Origin of the sequence: Bradyrhizobium sp., from assembly GCF_035701725.1 — a bacterium.
Taxonomy (GTDB): Bacteria; Pseudomonadota; Alphaproteobacteria; order Rhizobiales; family Xanthobacteraceae; genus Bradyrhizobium.
On sequence record NZ_DASSRP010000363.1, the window covers coordinates 1 to 12,102 of the forward strand.

Annotated in this window: 13 protein-coding genes; 9 read left to right on the forward strand and 4 right to left on the reverse strand. The window is 63.0% G+C overall.

Annotation, left to right across the window (positions count from 1 at the left end):
• The 4 genes from VFL62_RS21710 to VFL62_RS21725 all read left to right on the forward strand — a co-directional run.
• Positions 1-673 (forward strand): substrate binding domain-containing protein (locus VFL62_RS21710; RefSeq protein WP_325174442.1); only part of this gene is annotated, 673 nt, incomplete at its 5' end.
• A gap of 623 nt (positions 674-1,296) precedes the next feature.
• Positions 1,297-2,241: a 4-hydroxy-tetrahydrodipicolinate synthase gene (gene dapA, locus VFL62_RS21715; protein WP_325174443.1), complete on the forward strand. Its 945-nt coding sequence runs from the start codon at positions 1,297-1,299 to the stop codon at positions 2,239-2,241.
• Between the two features lie 91 nt (positions 2,242-2,332).
• Entirely contained in the window at positions 2,333-4,132 is a 1,800-nt protein-coding gene (locus tag VFL62_RS21720) for an adenylate/guanylate cyclase domain-containing protein (protein WP_325174444.1), read from the forward strand.
• A 64-nt stretch (positions 4,133-4,196) separates the two neighbouring features.
• Positions 4,197-5,090, forward strand: a complete 894-nt coding sequence (locus VFL62_RS21725) for a haloalkane dehalogenase (protein WP_325174445.1) — start codon at positions 4,197-4,199, stop codon at positions 5,088-5,090.
• On the opposite strand, the gene VFL62_RS21730 is transcribed toward VFL62_RS21725, so the two are convergent.
• Entirely contained in the window at positions 5,087-7,540 is a 2,454-nt protein-coding gene (locus VFL62_RS21730) for a heavy metal translocating P-type ATPase (protein WP_325174446.1), read from the reverse strand. The two genes, VFL62_RS21725 and VFL62_RS21730, sit on opposite strands and share 4 nt — an antisense overlap.
• A gap of 53 nt (positions 7,541-7,593) precedes the next feature.
• Between VFL62_RS21730 and VFL62_RS21735 the strand changes: the two genes are divergently transcribed.
• The 3 genes from VFL62_RS21735 to VFL62_RS21745 all read left to right on the forward strand — a co-directional run bounded on the left by VFL62_RS21735 (position 7,594) and on the right by VFL62_RS21745 (position 8,337).
• Positions 7,594-7,869: a metal-sensitive transcriptional regulator gene (locus VFL62_RS21735; protein ID WP_325174454.1), complete on the forward strand. Its 276-nt coding sequence runs from the start codon at positions 7,594-7,596 to the stop codon at positions 7,867-7,869.
• 149 nt (positions 7,870-8,018) lie between these two features.
• On the forward strand, positions 8,019-8,171 hold the full coding sequence (locus tag VFL62_RS21740; RefSeq protein ID WP_325174447.1) for a hypothetical protein: 153 nt from the start codon (positions 8,019-8,021) through the stop codon (positions 8,169-8,171).
• 31 nt (positions 8,172-8,202) lie between these two features.
• Positions 8,203-8,337 carry a hypothetical protein gene (locus tag VFL62_RS21745; RefSeq protein ID WP_325174448.1) on the forward strand — a complete coding sequence of 45 codons (135 nt, stop codon included), beginning with the start codon at positions 8,203-8,205 and terminating at the stop codon, positions 8,335-8,337.
• Positions 8,338-8,434: 97 nt separating this feature from the next.
• Here the strand turns inward: VFL62_RS21745 and VFL62_RS21750 are convergent, their stop codons facing one another.
• The 3 genes from VFL62_RS21750 to VFL62_RS21760 form a co-directional block, all read right to left on the reverse strand.
• Positions 8,435-9,115, reverse strand: coding sequence for a ParA family protein (locus VFL62_RS21750; RefSeq protein WP_325174449.1), 681 nt, complete (start codon positions 9,113-9,115; stop codon positions 8,435-8,437).
• 247 nt (positions 9,116-9,362) lie between these two features.
• Entirely contained in the window at positions 9,363-9,665 is a 303-nt protein-coding gene (locus VFL62_RS21755) for a hypothetical protein (protein WP_325174450.1), read from the reverse strand.
• Between the two features lie 233 nt (positions 9,666-9,898).
• Complete coding sequence (locus VFL62_RS21760; protein WP_325174451.1) at positions 9,899-10,285, reverse strand: DoxX family protein; 387 nt, start codon at positions 10,283-10,285, stop codon at positions 9,899-9,901.
• 145 nt (positions 10,286-10,430) lie between these two features.
• Between VFL62_RS21760 and VFL62_RS21765 the strand changes: the two genes are divergently transcribed.
• Positions 10,431-11,336 (forward strand): LysR family transcriptional regulator, encoded by a 906-nt coding sequence (locus VFL62_RS21765; protein WP_325174452.1) that lies wholly within the window; start codon positions 10,431-10,433, stop codon positions 11,334-11,336.
• Positions 11,337-11,652: 316 nt separating this feature from the next.
• A partial coding sequence (locus VFL62_RS21770) for an Arm DNA-binding domain-containing protein (RefSeq protein WP_325174453.1) occupies positions 11,653-12,102 on the forward strand: 450 nt, incomplete at its 3' end.

Here is a 12,102-nt window from a genome sequence, read left to right on the forward strand (position 1 = left end):
GCTGCAGGCTGCCCGCGCCAAACTCACCGACAGCCGGGAGCGGCCAAGCGGCGATCTCAAGATCACCACCACCCCCGGCGTCGGCATCAACTGGCTGATTCCGCGGCTCGGCGAATTCACCGCGCTCTATCCGGAAATCCGTATCTCGCTGATCGTCACCGACGAGGAGCTGGACCTTTCGATGCGCGAGGCGGACGTCGCCATTCGCACCCGCAAGCCGACCCAACCCGACCTGATCCAGCGCAAGCTGTTCGCGATGGGCTTTCATGCCTATTGCTCGCCTGAATACATCAAGCGTTTCGGCACGCCGCGCACGCTCGATGAACTCGACGCGCACCGGATCATCACGCTTGCCGACGGGCAGGTCGCGCCGCATTTGCAGAACCGCAACTGGCTGGTCGAGGCCGGCCGCAACGGCACCGGTCCGCGTGAAGCCTATTTCAAGGTCAACAACATCTTGGGCTTGGTGCGCGCCTGCCAGCAGGGTCTCGGAATTGCGGCGTTGCCGGATTATCTGGTCGAGGAAAACAGCCGCCTGGTGCAGCTGTTCGGCGAATCGGACTCGATCCAGCTCGATACTTATTTCGTGTATCCCGAAGAATTGAAAACGGTTGCGCGCGTCCAGGTGTTCCGCGACTTCGTGGTGAGCAAGGCGCAGCGCTGGCCCTCCTAACGCGCGCTGAAGTTCGTCTTTGCGCGTTGATGGGCGCAGTGCGTGAGCGCTGGTCTGACCTTGTCGCAAAGCCGCTGCACAGTTTTCCCGCTTATGTTGTAATTATCAGGCGATAACCGGTCCCCGCATGTCTGACATGCGGCCGACCCGGTTGCTGCAAGGCATTCGCAAAGCCCATAATGCATACACACTGAGCTTTCGCGCTGCGCACATGTCCCCCTCCTCCAGTGGCGCGGGTGTTCGGTTATCCCTCTTGGAAGGTGATTGTGTCGGCCCAACGAGGCCAATACTCAAAGCCGGGCTCTTATGGGCCCGGCTTTTTTTTGCCCTGACGTGAAAGGCTTTTTCCGCCTTGCGGATCTCGGCTCCCGCTTTTCATGATGGGAAAGCGCGGGGAAAGTCTCCGCCGTCCGAAGCGCGTGTTGACAGCGGAACCAGCGCGCCGCATCATCAGTCCATGATCACGCTTTCGTGCGCCCGCCATGCCGTCAATAAAAAAGCTTCCCGTTCGGGGGCTTCGGATTGGCGCGCACGATAGACTTCTGATTTTCGCCCGATCTGTAACCCCCGCCGCGAGGTGGGGTTTTTTGTGTCCCATCTCCGGCCACCCGAGGAGATGGACAATGACCCCGCCAATCGATTCGTCAGAGCTTCGCTCGCAACTCGGAGGCCTCTGGCTGCCGCTTGTCACGCCGTTTTGTGACGGTGCGGTCGACGAGGCTTCGCTGCGGCGACTAGTCGTTCATTATGCTTGCCTGCCGATCGACGGTTTGATTCTCGCGGCGACGTCAGGCGAAGGCCTGACGCTCGGAATGGCCGAGCTCGAATGGATCGTCGCGGTGACGCGCGAGACGCTCGCCGAGACGAAGCGCTACCTGCCGATCTGTCTTGGGCTCGCCGGCAGCTATACGCGCAAGCTCTGCCACACGCTCGATGAAACGGCTGCCTGGCCGATCGACGGTTATCTGATCTCGAGCCCCTATTACTCGCGCCCCTCGCAACGCGGCCTGTTGCAGCACTTCACGGTTCTCGCCGATCACGCCTCCTGGCCGATCGTGCTTTACAATATTCCCTACCGCTCTTCGGTTAGGCTCGAAACCGCAACGCTGCTTGAACTGGCCAGCCACCCCAACATCGTCGGCATGAAGGACTGCGGCGCCAATCGCGCGCAATCGATCGATTTGTTGCGGCGGCGACCGGCGGGCTTTCGCATCCTGACCGGCGAGGATGCGCTGTACTTCGAGGCGCTGGCCGATGGCGCCGACGGCGCGATCCTGCTCTCGGCCCACGTCGAGACGGCAACATTCGCCGCGATATGGCGGCTCTTCAGAGAAGGCCGGATCGAGGACGCGCGTCAGCACTGGGATCGCGTCTCCCCGCTGACACGCCTTTTGTTTGCCGAACCGAGCCCGGCGCCGGCCAAGTACTGGCTGGCACGAAGCGGCCTGATCGACAGCGCCGAGGTTCGCTTGCCGATGGTCGAGGTGAGTTCCGAACTCGCTCGGCAGCTCGATGCCGAGATCGCGCGGCAGCAAGTTCCGATGTTCCGCCTGCAACCTTCGACGTAGTGGAGAGGATTGCACATTAGCTACGCGATGCTGGCTGCCGATCGAACGAAGTGATATCGCCGTCGAGGCGGCGGCGATATTGGAGGCTTTTTTGCCCGGCGAGCGCGTGGAACGGCGGTTGGCGGCGGTGTTGGCGGGGGTGGTCGAAGACTATGGCCGCCTCATGCAAGCCGGCGAGGAAGCGCTCATGACACGGCTCAAGGACATCCGAAAGACCGTCGTCGCCCCGGCGATCACCTCCCATCGCGGACGCATCGTCAAGACGTCGGGCGACAGCATGCTGGCGGAATTTCCGAGCACGGTGGACGCCGCGCGTGGCGCCGCCGAGATCCAGCGCGCGATGGCCATGCAAAACAGCGGTCGGGCCGGCGGCTCCAAAGTCGAGTTCCGGATCGGCATGAATGTCGGCGACATCATGGTCGATGAAGACGATATTTTTGGCGACTGCGTCAACATCGCCGTGCGGCTTCAGGGACTGGCCGAGCCGGGCGGCATTTGCCTCTCCGACGACGCTTACCGGCAGATCCGCGGCAAGGTCGAACTCGCCTGCCACGACCTCGGGGCGCTGCGGCTGAAGAACATTGCCGAACCGGTACGGGCGTGGCGGGTCTCCGATCCGCGCCTCGCAAGCGCCGCGCCGGGCTCCGCGATGGCCGCGCCGGTCGCGCTCGAACTTCCGGAAAAGCCATCGATCGCGGTGCTGCCTTTTGCAAATATGAGCGGTGACCCCGAGCAGGATTATTTTGCCGACGGCCTGGTCGAAGACATCATCACCGCGCTGTCGCGGTTCAAATCCCTGTTCGTGATCGCGCGCAACTCCTCTTTCGCCTATAAGGGCAAGGCGGTTGATATCCGCCAGGTCGGGCGCGAGCTTGGCGTGCGCTACGTGCTCGAAGGCAGCGTGCGCAAGGCGGATTCGCGGCTGCGAATTACCGGACAGTTGATCGATGCCGCAACCGGCGCGCATTTATGGGCCGAGAAATTCGACGGCCCGATGGCCGGCATCTTCGAGCTTCAGGACATGGTTGCAGCCTCGGTCGCCGGCGTGATCGATCCACTGTTGCTCGATACCGAGATCCGGCGCGCCTCGGAGCACCCAACCAGCGACTTGACAGCCTACCATCTTTACCTGCGCGCCTTGCCGCACATCCGAAGCTGGTCGCGTGACGACAACATGAAGGCGATTGCGCTGCTTGGGCAGGCGGTGGAATGCGACGCGCGGTACGGGATGGCGCTGGCTTCGCTCGCGCTATGCCACGCGCAGAACGTCTCGAGTGGCTGGACGGATGATATCGCGCGTGACCGGGAACAGAGCATCATCTGGGCACGCCGGGCGCTGGAAGCCGCGCCCGACGATCCCTCCACCGTTACTTCGGCCGCTGGCGCGCTATTGAACAGCGGCGAAGACGTCGAGGTCCTGAAGCGGCTGGTCGACGGCGCGCTTGCCCGCAACCCAAGCCACGCATTTGCGTGGCTGTGGAGCGGCTGGATGCGTACCGTTTCGGGCGAATCCGAACTTGCCATCACCCATTTCAAAACGTCCTTGCGGCTGGATCCGCGCGCCACGCGCAAAGCGTTTCACCTGACCGGCGTCGGCATGTGCCATTTCTTCGAACGACGGTTCGACGATGCGGCTCACGTTCTGGAGACTTCGTTTCAAGAGCTTCCAACCTACCCCCTCACCGGCTGGTTCCTCGCCGCTTGTTACGCCGCAATGGGCCGGCTGGACGAGGCACGTGCGTTTGCCGCGCGCCAGCGAATTGTGCCCGGCGGCGCCTGGCTGGCGATCGATCGCCTGCTTGGCGACGCGGCGCACCGCGAGATGGCGCTATCCGCGCTCAGGCTCGCGACCGGCGAGAGCCCTGCACCTCATTCTGTAAAGCTGTCGTGATCGAACGCCCGGCACAAAACCACATTCGGCGACTTATAGCTGAATCCGCGAATGCGAGCGCGAGATGAGCAATATCACCATCGCGGCAGAAGATCGCCTGCCGCGCCGCCGGATTCAGATCCTCGACACCGAGATGAGCTATGTCGACGTCGGTCGGGGGCATCCGATCGTGTTCCTGCACGGCAACCCGACGTCCTCGTATCTCTGGCGTAACATCATCCCTCACGTCAGCGACCTCGGCCGGTGCCTGGCGCCCGACCTCGTCGGCATGGGGCAATCGGGGCCCGCTCCCGACGGGGCCTACCGGTTCCGCGACCACGCGCGCTATCTCGATGCATGGTTCGATGTGCTCGGCCTGCAGGAGAACGTTACGCTCGTGCTGCACGACTGGGGATCTGCGCTCGGATTCTACTGGGCGTCGCGGCACCCGGAACGCGTCCACGCCATCGCCTACATGGAATCGATTCTCTTCCCGCGCGAATGGGACGACCTGCCGCCGAGCCGCGCGCCGCTGTTTCGAGACCTGCGGTCCGAAAAGGGCGAGCACATGATCCTCGATGAAAACTTCTTCATCGAGGTGCTGCTGCCGAAGCTCGTCATCCGTCCCTTGAGCGAAACGGAGATGAACGCATATCGGCGTCCGTTCAAGACGCGGTCGTCGCGGCTGCCTACGCTGGTCTGGCCGCGCGAACTGCCGATCGGCGGCGAGCCGGCCGACGTTGTCGCCATTGTTCAGAGATACGGACAATGGCTGCTGCAAAGTCCGCAGCCCAAATTGTTCATCAACGCCGAGCCGGGTTCGATGCTGATCGGGCGGTCCCGCGACTTCTGCCGGCGATTTCGGAACCAGCAGGAGATCACGGTGCCTGGGCTGCACTTCATTCAGGAGGATTGTCCTGACGAAATCGGCGCAGCACTGTCGCGCTTCATTGCCGCCAACGGTCCGAAGCGAAGTTAAAGTCTGGCGCGCGCCAGTCGCAGTGCGTTGCCGATCACGCTCACCGACGACAGCGCCATTGCGGCGGCGCCCAGCATCGGCGACAACAAAATGCCGAACTCTGGATAGAGCACGCCGGCCGCGATCGGCACGCCGGCAGCGTTGTAGACGAAGGCGAAGCCCAGGTTTTGCCGGATGTTGCGCATGGTCGCCGCCGACAGGCGCCGTGCCCGCACCAGGCCCGAGAGATCGCCGGTCAGCAGCGTGACGCCGGCGCTTTCGATCGCAACGTCCGTGCCGCCCCCCATCGCAATGCCGATATCGGCGGCGGCGAGCGCCGGCGCGTCGTTGACGCCATCGCCGACCATGGCGACGCGGCGCCCCTGCTGGCGCAGACGTTGAACCACTTCGCTCTTGCGCTCCGGCAGCACGCCCGCCTCGATCTCGGTGATGTCGAGCTGTGCGGCCACCGCGCGCGCGGTGGTCGCGACATCGCCGGTCAGCATCACGATCCGCAGACCGTCCGCACGCAGCGCCGCGACCGCCGCTTTGGCGGAGGGCTTGATCGGATCGGCGACGGCAAGAATGCCGGCGGCACGGCCCTCAAGCGCGGCATAGATCACGGTGGCGCCGGAAGCACGCGCCGCTTCCGCCGCGGTCTCGAAGTCGCTCACGGCAATATCAAGTTCGCGCATCAAGGCGGCATTGCCCAGTGCAATCGCCTTGCCGTCGACGTTTCCGGTCGTGCCCTTGCCGGGATGCGCAAAGAAATTGGAGACGTCGCCGGGCGACAGGCCGCGCGCTTCCGCCGCCGCGATGATCGCGCGCGCCAGCGGATGCTCGCTTCCTCGTTCCGCGCCGGCAGCAAGCTGCAACAGCGTATTCTCGTCGATGCCGGACGCGGTGGACAGCGAGGCGAGCTTCGGCTTGCCTTCGGTCAGGGTGCCGGTCTTGTCGATGACGATGGTATCGATCCGCTCGAATGCCTCCAGCGCCTCGGCGTCGCGGATCAGAATGCCCTCGCGTGCGCCGCGCCCAACCCCAACCATGATCGACATCGGCGTGGCAAGTCCGAGCGCGCAGGGGCAGGCAATGATCAGCACCGTTACCGCGCCGACCAATCCGAACGTGAAGCGCGGTTCGGGGCCGAACATGACCCAGGCGACAAACGCCATCAATGCGGAAGCCAGCACCGCCGGCACGAACCAGCCGGAAACGCGATCGGCCAGACGCTGGATCGGCGCACGCGAGCGCTGCGCCCGCGCCACCATATCGACGATCCGCGCCAGCATGGTATCGCGGCCGACCTGTTCGGCGCGAATTACGAGCGCGCCGTGTTGATTGACGGTGCCACCGATGACGCGCGCGCCCTCGGCCTTGGCGACCGGCATCGGCTCGCCCGTCACCATGGATTCGTCGACAAAGGAATCGCCTTCAGTGACGCGGCCGTCGACCGGAATCTTTTCTCCGGGACGGACCCGCAAACGATCGCCGACCGCAATCGAATCGATGGCGACGTCCTCGTCGCCCTGCGAGGTGATGCGCCGCGCGGTTTTCGGCGCAAGCGCGAGCAGCGCGCGGATCGCGCCCGAGGTGCGTTCGCGCGCCCGCAGCTCCAGCACCTGGCCGAGCAGCACCAATACCGTGATCACAGCGGCCACCTCGAAATACACCGCGACGGCGCCGTGTTCGTCACGAAAACCCGCCGGGAAAAGCTGCGGCGCAAAAGTTCCGACCACACTGTAGAGATAGGCGACGCCCGTTCCCATCGCGATCAGCGTGAACATATTGAGATTGCCGCTCACGACCGATCGCCAGCCGCGCACGAAAAACGGCGCGCCGGTCCACAACACCACGGGTGTCGCGAGCAGGAACGAAATCCAGTTCGACCAGACCGGCGAGATCAGATGCATCAGGCCGAGATGACGGCCCATCTCGATCGCGAACACCGGCGCCGTCAACGCCAGTCCGATCCAGAACCGCCGCGTCATGTCCGCCAGTTCGGGATCCGGCCCCTGCTCGAGCGAAACCTGCTCCGGTTCGAGCGCCATGCCGCAGATCGGACAGCTCCCCGGGCCGGTTTGCCGGACTTCGGGATGCATTGGGCAGGTGTAAATCGCTCCAGCGGGGGCTGTCGCAGGCGGCTCGGACGCTTTCGGCTTGAGGAAGCTTTCCGGGTCGGCCTGAAAGCGTTCGCGGCAGCGCGCACAGCAAAAGAGATATTCGGTGCCTCGATATTCAAAGCGATGCTTGGCAGTCTCGCGCTTGACCTTCATCCCGCAGACCGGATCGACCGCGACCGCAGCGTCCTGGCCGGTCTCATGCTTGCCGCCGCAACAGCAAGCGGTGGGCTTGGCAGCGTCATAAGCAGCTTGATGATGCGCGTGATGATCGTGGCTGTGGTGCTGACAGATCTGCGGATGGGCGGAGGCGTCTTCTGTCGCGCCGCTGTTGTCCTTGCCGTGGGCCATTTTTTGCTGCCGCTTCCCTTGAAACATATACCCTAGGGGGGTATATGGACCTTATGCGCCAGGAGATCAAGACGTCTTGCCTGAAAAGGCTGAAACGAATCGAAGGCCAGATCCGCGGGCTTGCGGGCATGGTCGAGGACGACCGCTATTGCATCGACGTGGTCACGCAGATCGCGGCGGCGAAAGCGGCGTTGCGCCGCGTCGAGGAGGAAATCCTGCGCGACCATGTCGCGCACTGCGTCGAGCATGCGATCGTTTCCGGCGACAAGGCCGATCAACGCCGCAAGATCGCCGAGCTGATGGACGTGATCGGCCGGGCCGACCGATAGGTCGGGATCAATCCGGTGGAATACCGACTGCAACGCACTTGGTTAACGCGCGTTGAAATGCCCCGTTAAACTCTGTGGCGCGGACGCGGCGGGTATTTTAGGACTTTGCCGGTAGGGATAGCCCCAATCACAGAAAGTGGGGGGCGACCATGACGGCTGATACCATTCCAAACAAACGCTTTGCGAATTCCAAATGGGCCGAGAGGAAGCAGGATTTCCTGCTCGTTTCCTCGTTCGGACTGTGGGCGATGCTGCTCGGCCTGACGCCGGTGCTGGCTCTCAACTTCCTGGTCGGAAGCTGACGGCGTCACCATGGAAAAACGCGGGGGCGTCATGGAAATTCAAAACAGTTCAGAGCCCGCAACGGGCCACTTTTGCACGCAGGACATTCTCTGGGCGGTCGGCATCTGGTCGGTGATCCTGACCTTGTCGCCGGTCGTCGTGTTCTACATGCTGATGGTGAACTGACCGGCGAAGCCGGAGCTCATTCAAAAGAAACATCATCCTGCGTAAGCGCCGTTCGTGCGGCGATCACGCAGGATGATGTCAAACAAGCACGCGCGCCTTAAGCCGCCTGCTTGTGCATCACGCCGCTGGCCGAAGCAGTGCCGCGGATCGCCTTTACCGAACGTTCGATCGCGGCCCACAGCCTGCCGACTTCGGCGGCTGCACGACCTTCGGCGAAATATTCGCGGGCACCCTCGCCCTTGCCGAGCGCCATCAGGAGATCGGCACGGTTGGTGATCTGCCCGCCCCACACCGGCGCGCGGAATTTGGCAAGCGCCTCGCGTGCGATGGTGACGATGCGGCTTTCGACCTCGTCGCGCCGGGCCGGTGCACCGTTGAGCACGACCGCATAAGGCTTGCGCGCCGCACGGCACATCTGGATCGTTTCCTGCACGGCGTTGACGTCGAACACGCCCGGACGCGCCGGAATGACGACCATGGTGGCGTTCTTGATCGCATCGTCGACCACGGCCGACAGATTCGGCGGCGTGTCGATGAACACCCACTCGTAGCCGTCGCGCTTGGCGGCAGCAACGATCCCGCTGACCGAATTGACCGCGGTCTTGATCTGCGGCTCGTTGGTGCCGCGAAGCTTGTGCCACAAGGTCAGCGAGCCCTGCGGGTCCGCATCGACCAGCAGACACGGCTTGGTTGTCTTGTGGACGTGCGCGGCGAGATGGGCTGCCAGGGTGCTTTTCCCCGAGCCACCTTTACGCGACGCAAAAACTATCACGTTCATATCCTTCGCCTCCATTGACCCCAGGACGATAAAAATGAATCAGCACGCTGATTCGTGGAAGCGGAATTTGGCGTCAAATGTGGCGCCGGCGCCAAATAGCGAGCGGTGGTGCTTTTGAGTCATACCGTCCGCGCCGTACGCCGGCATGCCACAACCGTCCGGTGCCGCGCGGCACCGGATGCGGCGATCGCCAAGGATCGCCAAGGTCAGTCAAAGGCGCGTATCGTTCAAACGACGGAGGCTCGGCCTAGTCGTCTGAGCTAAACCGCTGCCGGTACGGCCGGTGCTGGTGTCGCGGTCTTTCAGCCGCGGCCTGCTGCGGTGGCCTGAAATAGACCCGGCAGCCCGGGCTCAGTTCGGCCTGCTTCCTGACCATGCAAGCGGTCACCCGCTGCACGTCGGGAATTTCAGAACCGCACAGGCTGAAGGCATCGCCCATGCAAGCCTGCTGTTGCTCGGCGGTGTAGGCCCAACCTGCCGTGGGCAAGACCCACGCGGCTGCCAGGATCATTCCACCGAACAGTTTTCGTCCAAGAGCAAGGTCACTCATGATTCCCCCGAATCCACCCCGGAGAAATTGTGAGTAAGCAACCTCAGATTGGCAAGCGAAGCTTCGCGCCTTGCTGCAAGTGATCGGTGGAAAGATGCGCAGTGTGCTCTTGTTGCATCTGGCGAAGCTTGAGTTCCGCCCGTGAAACTCCGGACGCGCATCCGTGATGCGCCGTCGGATGAGGGCTTCGACGTTGAGCCAGCGAGCCGGCTCAACGCCCTTGCTGCGATCGCTTAAGCGCGTTGCGCGTCGACACTCCAGGCTCCCGCGCCGGCAAACGCCAAATAGAGGAAAACGAAGCAGAACAGGATGGCGGCGTCGCCCTGGTTGACGGCCGGCCAGAAACTCTGCGGCGCATGAAACATGAAATAGGCGGCCGCCATCTCGCCGGAGCAGATGAAGGCGGCGGCGCGAGTGAACAAGCCAAGCGCGATCATCGCGCCGCCCACGATTTCGATCAGCGCGGCGGCAAGCATGATGCCCGGCAGTGGACTCGGCAGGCCGGGGATCGCAGCCGGGAATGCGAACAGCTTCATCAGCCCATGCTCCATGAACAACAGGGCAACGATGATCCGCACCGCAGCCAGTACGCGCGGCGACCAGTTTTCGAGTTGAGACATTTGGCTTTCATCCTTCCGGAGTGGTTGAAAACGCAGGAGGTAATTCTTTCCTGTTGATTGATCATTTTTCGTTCTGTTGAAGTATCATTTCCCACTTGTTGATAATAAGCTCACCGGCGCGCCAGGCGCGGCACGGGGAAATCCGATGGATACGCTGGTCAGCATCCGGGTGTTCTGCGCTGTCGCGGAGCTGAGGAGCTTCACGGCTGCCGCACAGCGGCTTGGAATGTCGGCGGCGATGACGAGCAAGCACGTGATGCGGCTGGAGGAGCGGCTGTCGACACGGCTGCTCAACCGCACCAGCCGGCACGTCAGCCTGACCGAGGCCGGTGCGCTCTACCTCGAGCAGGCGCGACCCATGGTGGACGGGCTCGATGAGGTGGAAGCGGCCATCGGCCAGACCGCGGTCGTCCCGAAAGGACGCTTGCGCCTCAGCGTTCCGGTCTGGATGGCAAATCCATTATTTGCGGGCCTCTTGGCCGACTATCGCGCGCGCTATCCGCAGGTCACGCTTGAGGTCGATCTGAGCGGGCGGCTGGTCAATCTCGTCGAGGAGGGATTCGATCTCGCGCTGCGCGTGACGGCATCGCCCGGTCCCGGCCTGATCGCACGCGCGATAACCGACGCGCCGTTCTATCTGGTGGCGTCACGCAAGTTTCTCGACACTCACGGCCGCCCGGCTTCACCGGACGACCTCACCGGCGCGCCACTCCTTGCCTACAGCCTGGTGCATGCGGACGGCGTGGTGACGTTCCCCAACGACAAGAGCAACAAACCGGTGAAATTTGCCGTCGTCCTGCAAAGCGGCAACGAGACGCTGATGCACCACGCCTGCCTGAAGGGCATGGGCTTCGCCTTTCTGCCGAAGTGGCTGATTTCGACCGATCTCGCCGCGGGCCGGCTGGAACGGGTGCTGCCGGAGAAGCTGTCCTTCGCCGGCCGGCTGCTCGCGGTCTATCCGAGCCGGAAATACCTGTCGCTCAAAGTGCGCAGCTTTCTCGACTTCATCGCGCGCGATCCGCGGTTGAGGGAGCGAGGGCGCAATAGCTGAGTGAACTCACGGCTTCGCGCCGGGCGACGACAATCGCTGATGCTGGGATGATCTTGATTCCTGCGCAACACGCGGAGCAAAACGGCAAGGGGCGTTCGTGGCGATCGACAGCGACGAAGGCTGGTACAGTTGGGTGGGCTCGAACCACCGACCTCCTGTTCCACAGTGAGATTGAGGCCCTCGAACGACGTACGCCACAACCGCCTACGCTACGAAAACCACTGTTATATCAATATCTAACGGCGCCGCTGGCCGCCTTTGTTACTCCCCAATTTCCGTTACGGTGGTTGCTAGATGGTAGCTATCGGGGCGAGCAATGGCCGTGCTGGGTATAACGATCCGAAGTGTACAATCGCTCGCGCCCGGACAAATTCTTTGGGATGCCGGACACAAGGAGGCGGTCCGCGGCTTTGGAGTGAGACGCCAGCGCGGCACGGCAGTTTATGTCGTGAAGTACCGCGTTCTGGGACGCCAGCGCTTCTTTACAATTGGTCCGCATGGATCGCCTTGGACCCCCGAGAAAGCTCGGAAGGAGGCGAAACGCCTCCTCGGCCTGGTGGCTGGGGGCAAGGATCCTGCTGACGAACGCACCCTGGCGACTCTTCAGGCTACCGAAACGCTCCGCAAAATTGCCGATCAATATTTGAAACAGGCCAAACCGCGGCTACGGCATCGAACCTACTACGAAACAGAGCGGTATTTATTAACTACCTGGAAACCCCTTCACTCCGCGCCCGTGTGCCACATCCGGCGACGCCATATCGCC

Coding starts and splice junctions, on each gene's coding strand:
- dapA (WP_325174443.1), top strand. CDS start 1,297: ATGACCCCGCCAATCGATTCGTCAGAGCTTCGCTCGCAACTCGGAGGC.
- VFL62_RS21725 (WP_325174445.1), top strand. CDS start 4,197: ATGAGCAATATCACCATCGCGGCAGAAGATCGCCTGCCGCGCCGCCGG.
- VFL62_RS21730 (WP_325174446.1), bottom strand. CDS start 7,540: ATGGCCCACGGCAAGGACAACAGCGGCGCGACAGAAGACGCCTCCGCC.
- VFL62_RS21735 (WP_325174454.1), top strand. CDS start 7,594: ATGCGCCAGGAGATCAAGACGTCTTGCCTGAAAAGGCTGAAACGAATC.
- VFL62_RS21740 (WP_325174447.1), top strand. CDS start 8,019: ATGACGGCTGATACCATTCCAAACAAACGCTTTGCGAATTCCAAATGG.
- VFL62_RS21745 (WP_325174448.1), top strand. CDS start 8,203: ATGGAAATTCAAAACAGTTCAGAGCCCGCAACGGGCCACTTTTGCACG.
- VFL62_RS21750 (WP_325174449.1), bottom strand. CDS start 9,115: ATGAACGTGATAGTTTTTGCGTCGCGTAAAGGTGGCTCGGGGAAAAGC.
- VFL62_RS21755 (WP_325174450.1), bottom strand. CDS start 9,665: ATGAGTGACCTTGCTCTTGGACGAAAACTGTTCGGTGGAATGATCCTG.
- VFL62_RS21760 (WP_325174451.1), bottom strand. CDS start 10,285: ATGTCTCAACTCGAAAACTGGTCGCCGCGCGTACTGGCTGCGGTGCGG.
- VFL62_RS21765 (WP_325174452.1), top strand. CDS start 10,431: ATGGATACGCTGGTCAGCATCCGGGTGTTCTGCGCTGTCGCGGAGCTG.